21 protein-coding genes and 1 pseudogene are annotated in these 17,630 nt (G+C 43.2%); 14 read left to right on the forward strand and 8 right to left on the reverse strand.

What is annotated here, in order from left to right:
- Positions 1-36 precede the first annotated feature (36 nt).
- The gene (locus tag RBH91_RS03695; RefSeq protein ID WP_307893511.1) at positions 37-207 is read left to right on the forward strand and encodes a hypothetical protein; all 171 of its coding nucleotides are present in this window, start codon (positions 37-39) and stop codon (positions 205-207) included.
- A 378-nt stretch (positions 208-585) separates the two neighbouring features.
- Here RBH91_RS03695 and bla read toward each other — a convergent pair whose 3' ends face one another.
- Complete coding sequence (bla, locus tag RBH91_RS03700) at positions 586-1,521, reverse strand: class A beta-lactamase (protein ID WP_307893512.1); 936 nt, start codon at positions 1,519-1,521, stop codon at positions 586-588.
- Positions 1,522-1,655: 134 nt separating this feature from the next.
- Between bla and RBH91_RS22590 the strand changes: the two genes are divergently transcribed.
- Positions 1,656-1,802, forward strand: a complete 147-nt coding sequence (locus RBH91_RS22590) for a hypothetical protein (protein WP_404802467.1) — start codon at positions 1,656-1,658, stop codon at positions 1,800-1,802.
- 200 nt (positions 1,803-2,002) lie between these two features.
- The gene (locus RBH91_RS22595) at positions 2,003-2,212 is read left to right on the forward strand and encodes a penicillin-binding transpeptidase domain-containing protein (RefSeq protein WP_404802468.1); all 210 of its coding nucleotides are present in this window, start codon (positions 2,003-2,005) and stop codon (positions 2,210-2,212) included.
- A 65-nt stretch (positions 2,213-2,277) separates the two neighbouring features.
- Here the strand turns inward: RBH91_RS22595 and RBH91_RS03710 are convergent, their stop codons facing one another.
- The gene (locus RBH91_RS03710) at positions 2,278-2,508 is read right to left on the reverse strand and encodes a hypothetical protein (protein WP_076762735.1); all 231 of its coding nucleotides are present in this window, start codon (positions 2,506-2,508) and stop codon (positions 2,278-2,280) included.
- Positions 2,509-2,718: 210 nt separating this feature from the next.
- On the opposite strand from RBH91_RS03710, the gene RBH91_RS03715 reads away from it, so the two are divergent.
- Positions 2,719-3,330 (forward strand): TetR/AcrR family transcriptional regulator, encoded by a 612-nt coding sequence (locus RBH91_RS03715; RefSeq protein WP_404802492.1) that lies wholly within the window; start codon positions 2,719-2,721, stop codon positions 3,328-3,330.
- A gap of 20 nt (positions 3,331-3,350) precedes the next feature.
- On the forward strand, positions 3,351-5,975 hold the full coding sequence (ppsA, locus tag RBH91_RS03720; protein WP_307893514.1) for a phosphoenolpyruvate synthase: 2,625 nt from the start codon (positions 3,351-3,353) through the stop codon (positions 5,973-5,975).
- Positions 5,976-6,007: 32 nt separating this feature from the next.
- Here the strand turns inward: ppsA and RBH91_RS03725 are convergent, their stop codons facing one another.
- The 4 genes and pseudogenes from RBH91_RS03725 to RBH91_RS22600 all read right to left on the reverse strand — a co-directional run.
- Positions 6,008-6,292 (reverse strand): DNA-binding protein, encoded by a 285-nt coding sequence (locus RBH91_RS03725; protein WP_076762733.1) that lies wholly within the window; start codon positions 6,290-6,292, stop codon positions 6,008-6,010.
- Positions 6,293-6,364: 72 nt separating this feature from the next.
- A complete protein-coding gene (locus RBH91_RS03730) occupies positions 6,365-6,730 on the reverse strand; it encodes a DUF488 domain-containing protein (protein WP_148958333.1) in 366 nt (121 codons plus the stop codon).
- A gap of 144 nt (positions 6,731-6,874) precedes the next feature.
- A complete protein-coding gene (locus RBH91_RS03735; RefSeq protein WP_307893515.1) occupies positions 6,875-7,639 on the reverse strand; it encodes an SDR family oxidoreductase in 765 nt (254 codons plus the stop codon).
- A gap of 108 nt (positions 7,640-7,747) precedes the next feature.
- Positions 7,748-7,903: pseudogene (locus RBH91_RS22600) on the reverse strand (MFS transporter); the annotation flags it as partial.
- A 1-nt stretch (position 7,904) separates the two neighbouring features.
- On the opposite strand from RBH91_RS22600, the gene RBH91_RS03740 reads away from it, so the two are divergent.
- Both RBH91_RS03740 and RBH91_RS03745 read left to right on the forward strand, forming a co-directional pair.
- On the forward strand, positions 7,905-8,150 hold the full coding sequence (locus RBH91_RS03740) for a winged helix-turn-helix transcriptional regulator (protein ID WP_307893516.1): 246 nt from the start codon (positions 7,905-7,907) through the stop codon (positions 8,148-8,150).
- Positions 8,151-8,604: 454 nt separating this feature from the next.
- The gene (locus tag RBH91_RS03745; RefSeq protein WP_307893517.1) at positions 8,605-9,660 is read left to right on the forward strand and encodes an LLM class flavin-dependent oxidoreductase; all 1,056 of its coding nucleotides are present in this window, start codon (positions 8,605-8,607) and stop codon (positions 9,658-9,660) included.
- 35 nt (positions 9,661-9,695) lie between these two features.
- Here the strand turns inward: RBH91_RS03745 and RBH91_RS03750 are convergent, their stop codons facing one another.
- Positions 9,696-10,523 carry a TrmB family transcriptional regulator gene (locus RBH91_RS03750; protein ID WP_307893518.1) on the reverse strand — a complete coding sequence of 276 codons (828 nt, stop codon included), beginning with the start codon at positions 10,521-10,523 and terminating at the stop codon, positions 9,696-9,698.
- 170 nt (positions 10,524-10,693) lie between these two features.
- Between RBH91_RS03750 and RBH91_RS03755 the strand changes: the two genes are divergently transcribed.
- Entirely contained in the window at positions 10,694-11,326 is a 633-nt protein-coding gene (locus RBH91_RS03755) for a homoserine/threonine efflux transporter (protein WP_076762729.1), read from the forward strand.
- 129 nt (positions 11,327-11,455) lie between these two features.
- Positions 11,456-11,602, forward strand: a complete 147-nt coding sequence (locus RBH91_RS03760; RefSeq protein WP_307893519.1) for a hypothetical protein — start codon at positions 11,456-11,458, stop codon at positions 11,600-11,602.
- A gap of 289 nt (positions 11,603-11,891) precedes the next feature.
- Here RBH91_RS03760 and RBH91_RS03765 read toward each other — a convergent pair whose 3' ends face one another.
- Positions 11,892-12,314 (reverse strand): VOC family protein, encoded by a 423-nt coding sequence (locus RBH91_RS03765; protein ID WP_307893520.1) that lies wholly within the window; start codon positions 12,312-12,314, stop codon positions 11,892-11,894.
- A gap of 96 nt (positions 12,315-12,410) precedes the next feature.
- On the opposite strand from RBH91_RS03765, the gene RBH91_RS03770 reads away from it, so the two are divergent.
- The 5 genes from RBH91_RS03770 to RBH91_RS03790 all read left to right on the forward strand — a co-directional run bounded on the left by RBH91_RS03770 (position 12,411) and on the right by RBH91_RS03790 (position 17,593).
- On the forward strand, positions 12,411-13,388 hold the full coding sequence (locus RBH91_RS03770) for a helix-turn-helix transcriptional regulator (RefSeq protein WP_307893521.1): 978 nt from the start codon (positions 12,411-12,413) through the stop codon (positions 13,386-13,388).
- Between the two features lie 175 nt (positions 13,389-13,563).
- Positions 13,564-13,950 carry a DUF2269 domain-containing protein gene (locus RBH91_RS03775; RefSeq protein ID WP_307893522.1) on the forward strand — a complete coding sequence of 129 codons (387 nt, stop codon included), beginning with the start codon at positions 13,564-13,566 and terminating at the stop codon, positions 13,948-13,950.
- A gap of 222 nt (positions 13,951-14,172) precedes the next feature.
- Positions 14,173-14,844 (forward strand): DUF3298 and DUF4163 domain-containing protein, encoded by a 672-nt coding sequence (locus RBH91_RS03780; protein WP_076762725.1) that lies wholly within the window; start codon positions 14,173-14,175, stop codon positions 14,842-14,844.
- A gap of 75 nt (positions 14,845-14,919) precedes the next feature.
- Positions 14,920-16,299, forward strand: coding sequence for a polysaccharide deacetylase family protein (locus RBH91_RS03785; RefSeq protein ID WP_307893523.1), 1,380 nt, complete (start codon positions 14,920-14,922; stop codon positions 16,297-16,299).
- Between the two features lie 343 nt (positions 16,300-16,642).
- Positions 16,643-17,593, forward strand: coding sequence for a LacI family DNA-binding transcriptional regulator (locus tag RBH91_RS03790; protein ID WP_307893524.1), 951 nt, complete (start codon positions 16,643-16,645; stop codon positions 17,591-17,593).
- The last annotated feature ends 37 nt before the right edge of the window (positions 17,594-17,630 follow it).

Consider the following 17,630-nt stretch of genomic DNA (forward strand, 5'->3'; position numbering starts at 1 on the left):
GGTATCTTGGAGGCAAAAATGGTAGGGGAGTATATGATGAAGAAGACATTGTTGATGTTATCAGGATCTGTGGTATTGACTTATTTTACATTTAATTTGCCGCTCGCAGCCATTTATAACAGCGGTTTGTTTGAGGTGCTGACGTTTTGGCTGTTTGTCATTTTTTTATTCTCCTTTGAACGGGAAATGTTTGATCGGGAAGAATAAAGGATTCCTCTCCATCATAAATAGGATGGGCTTAAAACAAATATACACTCGGTTGGATACATATAAAAATGATTGGGTAATTAGTGGATAGAGGATATATAACAGGGACCTTTTAAAAAATGGACGGGAATTAACCAAAAGATGAAAAGCCTTTCGAATAAAAAAGGCTTTTCATCTTCTGTTTTTTAGGGTCGATTTTTCAAACATAATGGATTCTTTTTTTTGTATTGGTGTACATTTTTTTTGAAAAAAAGTATTTGTCCATACACTAAATGATCATAAAACGATCATGCAAAATGTGTCATGGGATTTTCTCTTTTTCATGTATTTGTTCTTGCATTAACATTCAGTTAGTTTAAGAACATGATCATCATTTTTTTACTTCTGGTTTATTTCAAATTCATTTATTACCTCCTTTGTTGCTCCAGCAATCAGTTCATCATTGTATTCAGCATCCTTTTTATCACGACTGGAAAGTATGGCAAGAACGATTGGACATCCATTCGGCAGAAAAATGATAGCAATGTCATTTCGGGTTCCGTATGATGCAGCTCCAGTCTTATCAGCCACTTCCCAACCTTTCGGCACTCCGGCACGAATTAATGAATCCCCAGTGGTATTTCGCTTCATCCAATCTATCAAAAGCTCGCGTTTCTCAATTGGAAGTGCATCTCCAAGTGTGAATGCCTGAAGACTTGTCGCAAGCGCTCTTGGTGTACTAGTATCGCGAGTCTCTCCTGGTTGAACATCGTTTAACTCAGTTTCAAATCGTGTGGGATTCGTCACATGGTCGCCAATTTTTCTCAGTGCCTTTTTTAATCCCTTAGGTCCATTCAATTGTTGAAGGATAAGATTCATTGCAGTATTGTCACTGTATCGAAGTGCAGCATCGGAAAGTTCTTTAAGTGTCATTCCTGTGTTAACATGTTTTTCTGTGATTGGACTATAGCTTACAAGATCATCATGTGTATAAGTAATGTTTTGGTCCAGGTCTTTTATTGATTTCTGTTGTAAAAGTGCCCCTACAGCTAAGGCTTTAAGAGTAGACGCGAATGCAAAACGCTCATCTGGCCGATAAGTGACTGTCTGATTAGTACCAGTATCTAATGCAAATACACCCAGTCTTGCATCAAATTGATCCTCAAGTTTTGCAAAATGATGTTTAACCTCAGTTTCCTGATTCTTTGGTTTAAGTTGAGCGCCCTGAACATGATGACTTGAACATCCAATAAATGCTACACATGAGAGAAGCAACGCAGGTGCCATTTTTTTGATTTTCAAAGCGCTGAACATTTTGTTCAATGATGACTTCATATCAAAACCTTCTTTCCAAAATTTTGTTTATTAAGCTATACATGTGGCTGAAAGTAGTACCTATGGTTTCATTTTACAGACTGAACTGTGCTCACGAAAGCATCAAAGTTACTACAATAGCAACGCAACTCCTAATGCTCCAATTGCGTGATATGAAAAAAGATAAAACCTTTATTACAACAATGAACGCGCTGAACATTTGCGCAGCAGCCGACTTTAAAAAAGTCGCGAATGCCCTGATCGGTCTGCAGGTCGGGGCTGTTGAAGTGAATATGATATGAAATTTTGGGACGGCGTGAAGCGCGAACTCGATGTGTGGAGCGTGGTTCAGGGTACCAGGCGATGGCCCGGGATATCGGAGAAAAGCGAATGATGGAATGGATCGACAAGATTTTTTACGGCCACCGAGATATTAGTGAGGCATTGATCAGTTCTAGCTGAGCAGCACACTGCAAATTTCTCAATCGAACAAATCGGCCTCATGGAGATATTTTATAAAGAAAAGCTTCCTTTTGATCAAGACGTTATGGAAGCAGTAAAACGTATGATGATCCAGGACGAAGGAGACGATTTTACACTTTACGGCAAGACGGGCTCTGGCTCCGGTGTGGGCTGTTATGTCGGTTTTATAAAAACGGGAGGCCCGGCATACCGCTTTGCAACGAATATTTTCGGGACAGACAGAAGCTAAAGAGATCACCATGAACATTTTAAAGAAATACCGGCTGAGCTCCTGAACATTGTTTCAGGAGTTTTTTATATACAAATAGCCGATAAAGCCCCTGCAACAGCCATGGTAAAGCAATCCTCGCCGTTTATTTTCGCGCCGTTTTTAACGAGCACATGCAAGATCCAGTTCAGCGCGGTCCGGTCGGCTGTTTTGCCAATCAGTTGTTTTGCTATTACATAAAAGGCCATTTTCCATATTGAGAATGAAAGACAACATAAAATAAAGAGCAAAACAAATTTGCCAAGCAAAGTAAGCATTCATGATCACTCCGGCGATTTGAATGTTTATTTTCATTTAACTAATGACGTCTATATTGTGAAACCAACGTGTTTTTGAAGCCATCATAAAATGGAAGGCATATATATGAAAATGGCCCTTTCAACAGAAGTATTATATTGACTACCCGGTCAGCAAACATTACAATTTTTACTAACCAATTGATCAATAAACGAAAAGGAATGATTTCTTTGCCTTTGCAGCTTTATGAAAAAGAACAAATACTTGATGCCTGTCTGGGAGTTTTTGCCCGCCATGGATATTCAAAAACTTCGACCGGGATGCTGGCGGAAGCGGCCGGCATCTCAAAGGCGCTGATATTTCACCATTTCAAAAGCAAGAAGAATTTATATCTGTCTGTGCTCGATGATTGCATTGAAAAATTGAAGGCGCATTTGTCATTGGATGATCTGTCGCAATACAAGGATTTTTTTGCGGCGAAAGAAAAAATAAGCTTGGCGAAGCTTGGATTTTTCCGGAATTATCCTGATATTTACAAGGTGACGATGGATGCTTTTTATTCACCGCCTTCTGAGCTGAAGGATGATATAGCTGAAAAATACGGGGAGCAATTTGCTGTAAGAAACCGCTTTTTGAAACAGCTATTTGAACAGGTGCCTTTAAAGGAAGGGGTTGATCGTGACGAAGCATTTGAATTGGTCATGGTGATGATGGAGCATTTTGAACAAAAGTTTTTATCAGAGGTCCGGGCAGAACATGATTTTGATCCGGCCTATAATAGACGTCTCCTTGAAGAAAGAAACCGTTTTTTGAATATGATTCGTTTTGGGATTGAGCGATGAAAGAAAGGGGAGGGTGCCTTTTGCGAAAATATGTACTGGGCTTTCATGAGGTCGATAAAACCGATTTGCCGCTTGTTGGGGGAAAAGGGCTGAATCTCGTTGCGCTGTCAAAGATCGAAGGCATTCAAGTACCGGCGGGTTTTTGCGTTACTACTGAAGCTTATCAACACGTGATTGACGGCCATCAGGAGGTCGGCGAATTGCTTGATCAGCTGTCTGTTTTAAAGGTGAAAGACAGGAAGCGGATCAGTCAAATCAGCCAAAAAATACGCGATGTAATCGAAAGGGCGGAGATGGCTGACAATCTCGAAAAAGAGATTATTCGCTGCCACACAAAGCTTGGCGAGGATGAGGCATACGCGGTTCGCTCAAGTGCTACGGCTGAAGATCTGCCGCATGCTTCTTTCGCAGGGCAGCAGGACACCTACTTGAATATCGTTGGGAGAAGAGCGATTTTGCAGCATATCAGTAGATGCTGGGCTTCATTGTTTACGGAGCGCGCCGTCATCTATCGGATTCAAAACGGTTTTGACCACCGCAAAGTTCAATTAGCTGTCGTGGTTCAGAAGATGGTATTTCCACAGGTCTCGGGCATTTTGTTTACGGCTGATCCCGTCACATTCAACAGAAAAGTATTATCTATCGATGCAAGCTTTGGATTGGGGGAGGCGCTCGTATCAGGGCTTGTGTCTGCCGATAACTATAAGATCTGCGAAGGGGAAATTGTTGAAAAGACGGTTTCAGCGAAAAAAAACGCGGTCTACTCATTAGAAAGCGGCGGTACAGAAGAACGCGAGATTGAGATCAATCAGCAGAAAAGCCAAACACTGACGGATGAAGAGATTTTGCAGCTGGGGAAATGGGGACGGAGGATCGAGGCTCATTTTGAGTCGCCGCAGGATATTGAATGGTGTCTGGCTGATGGTGTGTTTTACTTTGTCCAGAGCCGTCCGGTGACAACATTATTTCCTCTTCCGAAAAAGAACGATGACAGGCTTCGCATCTATATGTCAGTAGGACACCAGCAAATGATGACAGAACCGATCAACCCGCTCGGGATGTCCCTCTTCGGAATGATCTCGGATACTGAAATGACACGTGCCGGCGGAAGGCTCTTTATTGATTTATCACATGATTTGGCATCTTCCATTGGCCGGAAGATTGTCCTCGGTTCGATGGGCAAAAACGATCCGCTGATGTACAGCTCACTTTCTCATTTTTTGAAAAGAAAGGAGCTTGTCAAAAAATTACCCAAAGGAAAACGGATGTTTACGTTAGGTTCTGAAGGAATGCCATGGTCTCTTCCAAAAGAGGCGCTGAAGATTTACCGGAAAAACGACACGGGGATCGTCAGCGAGCTTATGTCTAAAGCAGAGGCGTCTGTAAAAAATGCTGAACAACGAATGCAAAACGTCTCCGGTGAAGCGTTGTTTGAAGTCATTGAAGAAGATCAAAAGGAGCAGAAAAAAGTCCTCTATGATTCACGGAGCATGGCCGTCATCATGGTTGGTTTGTATGCGGTGTATTGGATCAATAAAAAAATGGAGAAATGGCTGGGGGAAAAGAGTGCGGCCGATATTCTTTCCCAATCGGTTTCGAACAATGTCACATCCGAAATGGGTCTGGCGCTCCTGGATGTAGCTGATGCTGCCAGACCATACCCTGAGGTACAGAAATATTTTGAGCACGCCAATGATGAAACCTTTTTTGAAGATCTAGAACGGTTTGAAGGAGGAGCAGCCGTCAGCCGGGTTTTGCGGGAATATCTTTACAAATACGGCATGCGCTGCACTGGGGAGATCGATATTACTAAGACCCGCTGGAGTGAACGGCCTTCTGCGCTTGTCCCGTTGATTTTGAGCAACATCAAAAATTTTGAGCCGGGGGCGCGTGCGGCCAAGTTTGAGCAGGGAAGGCTTGAGGCAAAACAAAAGGAGAGGAACCTTTTAAGCCGTTTGGAGCAATTAAAAGGGGGCAGACAAAAGGCGAAAAAGACAAAGAAGATGATCAGTGTTCTGCGGAATTTTATCGGCTATCGGGAATATCCAAAATATACACTGATCAAGCGCTACTTTGTCTATAAGCAAGTATTGATGAAAGAAGCCGCTGTTTTGCAGGAAAAGAAGCTTATTCAAGCGAAAGAGGATGTCTATTATTTATCCTTTAACGAATTCAAGGATGCTGTGAGCACAAATCGCCTCGATTACGAGGTGATCAAAGAAAGGAAAGCGGAATATGAACACTATGAAAAATTGACGCCTCCGCGGCTGATGACATCTGAAGGCGAGGTCATAACTGGAGAATACGGCAGAGAGAATCTCCCTGAAGGAGCGCTGGCGGGCATCCCTGTTTCATCAGGGGTCATCGAAGGAAGAGCCAGAGTCATTTTAAAATTAGAGGAAGCTGATATCGAAGAGGGAGATATCCTTGTCACGCCATTCACAGATCCGAGCTGGACGCCGCTGTTCGTCTCTATCAAAGGCTTGGTGACTGAGGTGGGCGGACTCATGACACATGGCGCCGTCATTGCCCGGGAATACGGACTTCCAGCCGTTGTCGGAGTTGAGAATGCCACGAAGGATATTAAAGATGGGCAAAAGATAAGGATCAATGGTTCGGAAGGTTATATAGAAATTTTGGAATAGTCGTAAGTAGTCAGCGCAGCTTGATGCTGCGCTTAATTTTGATAAAGGTCTGCAGACGACATCCATTCCATCAAGTGCTGATAAGGATAATAGGTCGTGCCCTTCAATTCGATTTTAGGGATGTCAGGATATTTGTGGAGCATTTCTTTCGTTTCTTCTTTGCTTAAACCTAAATAATATTGCAAATCTCTTTCTTTGATTAAATGAGGGTACCCGGCGACATTTCCTTTTGGGTTTTTGAAATTTTTCAATCCGTCGCCAATGAAATAGCCCAAAGCCGCTAAACCCAGACCCAGCCAAAAAAAGCCCGTCTCCATTTTGACCATCCTTTTCATTTTCTGTGTTGATTGTAATACGAGAGCCCGCACAAAAAAGTTTCATGCTCCCTATCAAAGGTCAGAGCATGATTCCAATATTTCTTTAAGGACAACGGCATGATTGTGAACCTCATCTTTTGCGCCGTAAAGCAGGGTAAGGTTTTCTTCGCGCGCCATGTCCCTTAATTCCTTGAGCTTGGCCTGCTTCAAAGCGTCCTGTTTGATTTCGTCTTTGTATGCCTGCTGAAAAGCAGCGAATTTTTTCGGATCATGATCAAACCATTTCCTTAAATCGGGGCTTGGGGCGATCTCTTTCATCCAATCGTCAAGCTTCGCTTTTTCTTTCGAAATTCCGCGGGGCCATACCCGATCAATTAAAATGCGGCGCCCTTCTGATTGGGGGTTTTCGTGATAAATTCGCTGGAGAATAATCGGCACCTGGATCACTCCTTCCATTTCCGATTAATGGGTATATTTATATGATAAAACGGCTGACTGAAGGGGACAACCCATACGCCCGTCCTTATTTGAACAATAAAATGCCAAAAGGGGCTTTTCTGCAGCGCTTTTGGCATTGTCGATTTATTCGATGGAATGTTTTAAAGAGTTGTACATTTGGCTGACGCTTTCATCAATTTCGTCTCTTGACATGCGCAAGGCTTTTTCAGATATGGCATAGCCGATTTCGAATCGCCCTTCTTGAAGTCCATTGAAGATCGCATCGGCGAATTCATCTAAAGGTGCGCCGAAATCATGCAGTCCGACACCGCCTAAATCTGTGTTAACTGCAGGAGGGGCGACTTCAATAACCTCAACAGCGGCATCCGACAGCTGATGTCTTAGACTCATCGTAAAGGAGTGGAGCGCGGCTTTCGTCGAAGAGTAGACCGGGGCAATCGCCATCGGCGTGAACGCCAAGCCTGACGTCACATTGATAATGGCAGCTTTCGCATTTTTTTCTGCAAAATACTGTGCAAAGAGCATAGCCAGGTGAATCGGCGCTTCCATATTCACGGTCATTTCTTTATTGTAGTCAGCCCAGTTGTCTTTCACATCGGCTTTTAAAATATCAAAACGCTGCTGAATTCCCGCATTATTGACAAGCACGTTCACTTGAGGATGATGTTCTTTTACCCATTCAAATAGTGCGAGCCGTTCCTTTTCAACTGTTACGTCGCAGGTGCGGGTTATCATGTCCGGAAATTTTTCTTTTGCTTCTTTGAGTTTGCTTTCGCGTCTTCCGCAGACAATGACCGTATTCCCAGCTTTCATAAAACGTTCGGCAAAAGCGAAGCCGATTCCTGATGCTCCGCCTGTAATCAGCACTGTGTTTCCTGACAGTTCCATTGGAATCCCTCATTTCTGTCTAGTATGTCAAACAATAGAATTGACATGTGGCCTGATTCTATATTGGCCGTTCAATTTCTAAAATGCAAGTATTCTGATTAGACGGTATGACGCGCTTAGCGCGCCGAGAAGGCCGACTTTAGCACACCCATAAAGAAAGCCCGCCTGCCCCGGCCGCGATCGACCCCGCCTCCAAATATTGGACACCGCAACTGCTATCGTTGATTTCAAACTGTCTGTTTTTCTTCCTAATAGGAGGTAAATATTGGGTGAAAGAAATATGCGATTTGGTGAATTAAAAAGAGAATTGCCGCAGATTACACAAAAAATGTTAACAAAGCAGCTTAGGGAATTAGAAGAGGCCGGTATAGTCAATCGATTTGTTTATAATCAAGTGCCGCCTAAATTAGAATACTCTCTTTCTGAAGTTGGAAAAAGTCTTTTACCGATATTAATCACTCTATCTGATTGGGGAGTCTCCTATGCGGAGCAGGCTGAATCCAATATTTAATCCCCCGCCTATTTGGAGTCTTACTTAACGAAAAAGTGAATGATCGCGAAGAGGAATAATTTACTGTGCTTGATAATTGGCCTTTTGGTTTTAAGACAAGGAATGAGTTCAGAACAAATGGCTCTAAATGATGTAAGTAAAGCCTTTTAGTTTAAGTGCAATAATTCACAATATCCTTCCAAGGAAAGTCTGATATTGAAGATATTTTTTATAGGAAAAAATGAAATAGTTACAATAAGAAGCGAGGTCGTCGATGTGAATGAAAATCTAATTGATGAAGAAATCAAGAAGAACCGTGATGCCGATCGACAGCCGAATCACATCAATTGCATGATCAAAACGCTCGCCGTATTCTATATATAACAATATGATGCAGGTTAAGAGTTGCCAGCATACATAAATCAAGAATATAAAGAAAAAAATCAAAGGAAACATCATGTGGAGGAAAAACAAAATGGAATTAGGCATCAGCACCTTTGTAGAAACAACCCCGGATATCAAAACCGGAAAAGTGATCAGCCATGCAGAGCGTCTGCGTGAAGTAGTAGAGGAGATCGTCCTTGCCGATCAAGTGGGCTTGGATGTTTTCGGTGTGGGGGAGCATCACCGTGAAGATTATGCGGCTTCTTCTCCTGCCGTCGTACTGTCCGCAGCGGCCTCGCAGACGAAGCGAATTCGTCTGACAAGTGCAGTCACAGTGCTTTCATCTGATGATCCGGTACGCGTCTTCCAGGATTTCGCCACGCTAGACGGCCTCTCAAATGGAAGGGCGGAAATCATGGCGGGTCGGGGATCTTTCATCGAATCCTTCCCGCTGTTTGGATACGATTTAGACGATTATGATGAGCTGTTTGAGGAGAAGCTTGATTTGCTTTTGGAGCTGCAAAAGTCGGAAAGGATAACGTGGAGCGGTAAGCATCGTCCGGCTATTCAAAATGTAGGCGTATATCCGCGCCCTGTGCAGAATCCATTGCCTGTATGGATCGGCAGCGGCGGCAACCAGGAATCCGTCGTTCGCGCTGGACTGCTTGGCCTGCCCCTTGTTCTGGCCATTATCGGGGGGAGTCCGCTGCACTTTGCTCCGCTTGTTCAGCTTTATAAAAAAGCGGCAAAGCATGCAGGGCATGATGCTTCAAAGCTTAAGGTCGCCTCTCATTCGCACGGCTTTCTTGCCGAGAATACACAGACGGCTGCCGATCAATTCTTCCCATCCACCCAGCAGGCCATGAACACGCTCGCCAGGGAGCGCGGCTGGGGGCCGTACAGCCGATCCAGCTTTGATGCTGCGCGCAGCTTTGAGGGAGCGCTCTATGTAGGTGACCCTGAGACGGTAGCGGAAAAAATTATTCATCTCCGCAAGAATGTAGGGATCACAAGGTTTATGCTGCATGTGCCCGTTGGCACGATGCCGCATGATGATGTCATGAAGGCGATTGAGCTGTTTGGAAAAGAAGCGGCGCCGCGAATCAGGGAGGAAGTCGCCCGCTGGGAGGCATCGCAAAAGACATAAAGAATGCAAAGGCCCGCAACATATGCGGGCCGCTTTTATTTCACGTAATGTTTTTTGAAATCCGGATGGATCGAAAATTTTCGGCGCAAATGGATGAGGTTTTCACCGAAACTTTCCTCCAACACCTCTCTATGTTTCTCCATAATCTCCATGAGGTACAGATCATGAATCATCACTTCCGTAATCGGCATGACCAATCCCACATGCATCGTCCATGCCGCACGGCTGTCTTTCCCCTGAGAAACCATGCCTGCTACAACTTCAGAATCATCCACACTGAATACGAGCCACCGTCCGTCATACTCTTCTGTAATCTCGCGGCTCCTGTCATGCAAATATACATTAGCGAAATCAGCCTCAATGTCGCCATAAGCAATAATGATTACGTTGACGCCTTTTTTTGCGGCCTGTCTTAGTTCTGGTTCTACTTCTTTGAAATCCTCTTTCCAAATTTCCAAGAGAATTCTTTTTTGGGCAGATAATATACACGCCTTTACCTTATCGAGTATTTCGCTCCGTCCAGTGATATTCCAGATATTTTCACGGTCATTTGCGGAACGCTCAAATTTCTCAAAATATTTTTCTGCCTGTTCAAAAGTCTCTTCCGCCTTCAGGCGGCGGTTTTTAATCAGCTCCTTGGCAGGAACGGGAATGTACTGCGGAGTGTTGCCGTAGCTTACAAAAATATCGCCGCGAATCACGAGGCTCTCCAACACTTCATATATTTTCGACCGCGGAACACCGGATTTTTTTGCGGCCGCATAGCCTGTCAGCGGCGATTCTTCCAATAGCGCGAGGTATGCTTTCGATTCATATTCGGTAAAATTCAGATGTTTAAGTATTTCTAAAATGTTTTCCTTCATACATCCTCCAGCCTCAAAATTAGTCGCTGTCTTTGTAACTCATATTTTGCGGGATGTATTGATTTATTTCAAGTGCGCTGATACACTTTTTATAAGTAGTTACTAAGGTAGTCACTATATGAAAACTGTGGTATTTTCAACAGAAAAATCAGTATGGAGGGAGACATCTGATGGATAGCCTGCTGTCATACATATCGATCGCCGCCATGATGGTTGTGATACCCGGAGCTGATACGATGCTCGTTGTGAAAAATACGCTTCGGTATGGTCCGAACGCCGGACGCTGCAATGTTCTCGGATTAGCGACGGGACTTTCCTTTTGGACGCTGATTGCCATTCTCGGGTTGGCGGTTGTGATTGCGAAGTCGGTAATTCTTTTCAATACAATCAAATACTTGGGCGCGGCCTATTTAATTTATTTAGGCATCAAAAGTTTTTTTGCCAAAAGGATGTTTTCTTTGGAGGACATGCAAGCCGAGAAAAACAAGCCTGAAGACTCTTCCAGTCGGCATTATAAAAATTCGTTTATGCAAGGATTGTTCAGTAATGTCCTGAATCCTAAAACTGTTTTGGTTTATATCACGATCATGCCGCAATTTATCAATTTGAAGGAAAGCGTCAATCAGCAGCTGATCATACTCGCTTTGATCCTTACCTGTCTTGCAGTGTTTTGGTTTCTCATTCTCGTATACCTGATCGATTACGCCAAAAAATGGCTGCGAAGCGTCAAATTCCAGAAGGTCTTTCAAAAAGCTGCAGGTATGGTGCTGGTAGGGTTTGGCATTAAAACGGGTTTAGATTAATTTGCCCATGAATGAAATTGTTTAAAATAATCAGAGGGAGTGAGAGTCATAGCTCACCCCTTTTGTTCAATAAAATCGCCGAATGTTGCCCGCAAAACCAAATGAGTTTGCCGGCAGACAGCATTTCAGATGAAGAAGCCCGCCAGACGAGAAGAATACCGGCACATTTCGATTCAGCCTGAGGCGATTGCACGTGCAATCCTGTCCGCTATCGAACAGCCTTCCGAAGTCGACGCAAACGAGATTGTGGTTAGGCCGACAGCAAGTGCAAATTAATTCATCGGCTAGGTGTGTGTTCTTGAACGGAAAGCGTGTATCAAGAGATGGAATGAAATAAAAAAAGAAAAAACACATTTTCTTCATTAAAAGGGCCCGCATAATGCAGCCCTTTTTCAACGTCATTTTTTACATTGAGAAGAAGAAAGGTCATGATGCAAGTGTGCCACAAACATATGATTTCGCTTTCATTAAAAGATAATATGAAGGGGAAAAATTTTAATGATGAGCAGCTTAAATGAGGAGGTGAATGGCAAAGGCCTTTCTGAAAACAGAAAGACCTTTTAGATCAATTTCTTGCCGCGAAAATCTGAAAGGCGACGCCGTATGGATCTGTGACAATGCCATAGGCGGGGCTGAAATACGTTTCTTTCAGTTCTAAATTGACCTCGCCCTGCTCTCTGAGCTTATCGAACAGCTGTTTAGCCGATTGCGCATCATCAGCCGTGATGCAAATTGAGATTTGATTTCCGCTTTGAAAAGGCAGCTCTGGGATGATGTCGGCAATCATTAGGGTGGCTCCGCCGATTGTCAAAACGGCATGTGCAACCAGATCTAATTCCTCTTCTTTAAAATTCGCAGCCTCATCCTTTGGCCCTTCGCCTATGGTCTGCTGAAACTTGACTTCGGCATCCAGCACCTCCCGATAATATTCAATTGCTTCCTTTGCTCTTCCGTTCATTAGGATGTACGGGGTGAATGGCATTTCCATATTTGAAACATCTCCTTTTTTGTTGTTCTAAGGCGATTGTATATTATAATGGTGACAACTTATGTCATGGTTAAAATGTTTTTTCGGGAGGTATTTATGTCAAAAGCGAAAAGATTAAACGAAATGATAATGATGGTGAATCGAAAGAAACGGTTTACGGTCGGTGAATTGGCGCAGGAATTCGGGGTTTCCAAAAGGACCGTTTTAAGGGATTTGCAAGAGCTCAGTGAATTAGGGGTTCCTCTTTATTCTGAAACAGGGCCCCACGGCGGCTATCAGGTGTTAAATGAAAGAATTCTTCCCCCCATCGCATTCAGCGAGAATGAAGCGATCTCCATATTCTTTGCGATCCATGCGCTCAGGCACTATATGTCTCTCCCGTTTGATACCCAGTACGATTCCATCAAGAAAAAGTTTTATTTAAATCTTGCCGGAGATATTCGGGAAACGATTGACAGCATGAAGGACCGCGTCGATTTTTACACGGCCTATGAACAAAAAGAGGAAATTCCGTTTTTAAGGGTGCTGCTCGAGGCGGCGGTTCAGCAAAATGTCCTGCTCATCAAATATGACACAAATGACACAACAAGCGAGAGGACCATTCAGCCGATCGGCATCTATGCCAATCAAGGAAAATGGTATTGCCCGGCTTATTGCTTTTTAAGAGAGGATTATCGCATGTTCAGATGCGACCGGATCATGTTTGTCGAACTTGATGAAAATACCGTTCCGATTGATTTGTCCGAAATAAATTTAAAAAACCGGTTTTCGGTTTTGGCCCGTCCCCGGGAGATATTGGAATTATCCGTGGAACTGACAAAAAAAGGCGTGGAGCGATATGGTTCCCTCAAATGGCCGCATCTTGAGCTGCATGTGAGAGAAGACGGTTCCGGAATGCTGAAAGGCGGGATCGCGCCAAAGGATATTGACTTTTTTTCGGATTATTTCATCTCATTCGGCCGGGAAGCGGTCATTCAAAAACCTTCTGAATTAATCGAAAGGACAAAGAAAACATTATTTGAAATGGTGAATCAATACGCACAAAATGAAGACTCCAGTCCAACTGATGATTAAGACCGCAGCCTGTGTTTGACCGCCGACCTCCCTGCTAAACTTGACAGGACTTTGATGTTAAAGGAGAGGAAGAGAGTTTTGAAGAAGCTGGGTCCGGCGGGAATGAAGTGGCTGAAGATCATCCATATTCTATTAGCGGCGATGTTTTTCGGCGGCTTTGCATTTCGCGGTAAACATGGCGGCATATGAAGAAACGTTTTCATTTTATCAGCATGCCGTTATCATCAGCGACCATACGATTAGAATTGGCGCTGTCGGCACTTTATTGATCGGTTTTATATACGGAATCCTGACAAAGTGGGGATTTTTCAAACATAGATGGATCACTGTGAAATGGGTGCTTTTCATCATCCAGACGTTCATTGGGATATTCATTGTCGATCAATTGATGACGTCAAATATGAACATGCTTGAAGCCGAAAAAAGCGCTGCTTTGCATGATCCCGTATTTATACAAAATCATTCACTCAGGCAATATGCCGTCATCATCCAGATCGCAATCACTGTTTTGATCTTCTGCATTTCTGTATTAAAGCCATGGAAAAAGAAAAAGGGCACTTGACGGAAAGAGGATGCTAATCTTTGAGGAAACGAATCTCGCAAAAAGACACTCTCAGCTTGAGGGTGTCTTATTTTTCCCGTATAAAGAAATTTTCACCCAAAAAAGTTGACGGAGGACTTAAAAGTGAGTATCATTACAAATGTGATATAAATATTACATTTGTGTTACAAAGTAAAATGATATGTTACGAGTTTGAAAGAAGATTGACAAAGGAGTATGCCTATGAAGAAAGCGATGGCGATTTTAGGATTTTTGGTACTTACTGCGTCGCTGCTATTTATGATCAATAAAGGATCATCTCAAATAAATGCTTCACAAAATCGAAAAGCTTCAGTTCATACCGAGCTTTACAAAGACATCAATTCTTTATTGTTTCCGGCATTCAGCGGGTTAAAAGCCGATGATCTCAAGCTGGTTCATGATGCAATTGAGCATCATATGAAAGCGTCTTTCAAGGAATATCAGAAGCTGAAGAAAGAAGCGGGGAAAAAGGATGAAGACAGCGTCTACGAAACGTCGTATAAAGTCAAGTACAACGACGGAGACAAACTGAGCTTTTTAATATATGACTACCAGTTCTCCGGCGGAGCGCACGGAATGTATACCGTTACATCCTACAACTATGATTTTGCTAAGCATCAGCGGGTGAACCTGATAGACCTTTTAAATAACCAGGCCAAAATCGAAAAAGCTAAAAACTATATTTACAGCTATATAAACGAACATCCGGAACAATTTTATTCAGACCTTAAAAAGAGCGATATCCACTTAGATGAAAATACTGCTTTCTATTATACAAACAACGGAATTTCCATTGTCTTTCAGCAGTATGATATTGCGCCGTATGCTGCTGGCAACCAAGAAATCAAGATTCCTGCTTCTCTTTTATATTAATCTTGGTTTACATGCCAGACATCTGACCAAAACAGGAAGAAAAACAGATCTAATAACGCAGGAGAGTGAACAGGGATGTCTGTCAAACGGCCATCATTGCGATGGATCAAAGCATTGATTTTTTTAACGATATTAATAGGATTGGCGGGGTACTCTTTTAATAAAGTATCGAGCGATACAGAGGCCCCTCAGCCAAAACAAGGCCGTGATGATGCACAGATCGGGGTCGAATCATTAGTCAGCGACAGTGATGAAGAGAGATACGCCGTCCATTACCCCGTCTTTCATATCAAAGAAATCGATGATCAATTAAAAACATATGTCCGTGATCAACTGAACCGCTTTAAAGAAAACAACGCAAATGCGCGGGCTCAGAATGAAGACGGGCCATTTGAATTGAATATCAAATATAAGATTGTCTATCACACAAAACAAACGGCTGTAGTGGTTTTAAATGAATACATAGCAACAGGAAGCGCTCCGGGAAAAACGACGATCAAAACGTTTAACGCCGACTTGAAACATAAAAAATTACTTGCGCTTGAAGACCTTTTTATAGAGAATTCAGACTATCTGAACAAAATTTCAAGCCTGGCCTATCAGCAATTGAAAAATGAAAATGCCGCCGCTGATCTAGCGTTATTAAGAGAAGGTACAAGTCCTGTTGAAGAAAACTTCAGCCGTTTTGCCCTGCTTGAGGACGAAGTAGAATTCTATTTTGAGAAGGAGCAAACAGGCTTGGAGCAGTCTGTTAAAATCAAAAAAGAGCAGCTGAGAGATATTTTAAAAGATCAATATGAAAATATGAAAAAGGATCGCTCTCAGGCAAAGCAAAAGCAGGAAGCTGTTCCTCTTCCGAAAGAAGCAAAAGTAAATCCGAATGGTAAAGTGATCGCCCTGACATTTGACGACGGGCCAAACCCTGCCTCAACAAATAAAATATTGGATGCGTTAAAGAAATATGAAGGGCATGCGACATTCTTCGTGCTGGGGAGCAGAGCTCAAGTCTATCCTGAAACGGTAAAAAGGATGATGAAAGAAGGAAATGAAGTGGGCAATCACTCGTGGGATCACCCATTGCTCACAAGGCTTTCAGATGAAAAAGCATACAAGGAAATCGATGATACGCAACAAGTGATTGAGAAAATCAGCGGCCATCTTCCGACACATTTAAGGCCTCCATACGGCGGAATCAATGATTCTGTCCGAGGACTTACCAATCTAAAAATCTCTTTATGGGATGTTGATCCGGAAGACTGGAAGGTCAGAAATAAACAAAAAATCGTCAATCATGTGATGAGTCATGCAGGAGACGGAAAAATCATCTTGATGCACGATATTTATGCTGCGTCAGCCGAGGCCGCTGAAGAGATTATTGAGAGACTGAACCAGCAGGGCTATCAGTTGGTGACAGTATCTCAGCTTGAAAAGGTGAAAAAGCAAAGAGGAAATTAAAATGGAGAAGAAAGTGTTGAAGCGGCACTTTCTTTTTTTCGTATTTGTAAAAAAATCTACATGATGTATGTCGCCTGTGAAAATGCGGGTGAAACATGGTATGACATCACAGGAAACCGCTCAGCTTCCGTTACGATCAATTCGAACGGCATGTGAACGGCGGTTCGGTGTCGGTTGATGAAAGGTTGCGCGGCAGATTTCCTTTAGGAAATCTGCTTTTTTATTTCCTCCCTTTTATAAAATCTCTTCGATTACATAATATAATGAATTTTAACAAAATGTTATCAGTTCCGAAAAACGGACCTGCTGACATTTTGAATAGCGCATGTAAGGCGGGGATAAAATGGCAACGTTATCAGATGTAGCAAAGAAAGCAAATGTTTCCAAAATGACGGTATCGCGGGTGATCAATCATCCTGAGACGGTGACGGATGAATTGAAAAAACTGGTTCATTCCGCGATGAAAGAGCTGAATTATATTCCTAACTATGCGGCAAGGGCGCTCGTTCAAAACAGAACACAGGTTGTAAAACTGCTGATACTTGAGGAAATGGATACGACAGAGCCATATTATATGAATCTGTTAACCGGAATCAGCCGGGAACTGGATCGCCATCATTATGCATTACAGCTTGTGACGAGAAAATCTCTCAATATCGGACAATGTGACGGTATTATTGCGACGGGGCTGAGAAGAGCGGATTTTGAAGGGGTGATTAAAGCTTTTGAAAAGCCGGTCGTCGTATTTGGACAAAATGAAATGGGCTATGATTTCATCGATGTCAATAATGAAAAAGGGACTTATATGGCAACTCGTCATGTCATTGGGCTGGGGGTTCGGAATGTTGTCTTTTTTGGCATTGATCTGGACGAGCCTTTTGAATTGGCAAGGGAAAAAGGCTATCTGAAGGCGATGAAAGGGAGCTTAGGCAAGCTGAATATGTTCCGGATGGCCAACAGTTCGAAAAAAAGTGAATGTCGTGCCAGGGAAGTGCTGGAGACCATGGAATACCCGGCGGCAGTCGTCTGCGCTTCCGATCGAATCGCTCTCGGCGTCATCCGGGCGGTGCAGTCGCTCGGCAAAAGCATTCCAGAGGATGTTGCGGTTACAGGATATGACGGCGTCTTTCTTGATCGCATCTCCTCGCCACGCTTGACAACGATCAGGCAGCCTGTCGTTGAAATGGGGGAAGCTTGTGCGAGAACCTTGCTGAAAAAAATTAATGAAGACGGCGCATCTCAAGGCGACCAGTTTTTTGAGCCGGAGCTCATCGTGCGTGAATCGACGTTGTAAGAGCTTCAATCTGTTACCGTTAACAAGCTGAAAAGGA

The organism is Bacillus swezeyi, from assembly GCF_030908325.1.
Classification (GTDB): Bacteria; Bacillota; Bacilli; order Bacillales; family Bacillaceae; genus Bacillus; species Bacillus swezeyi.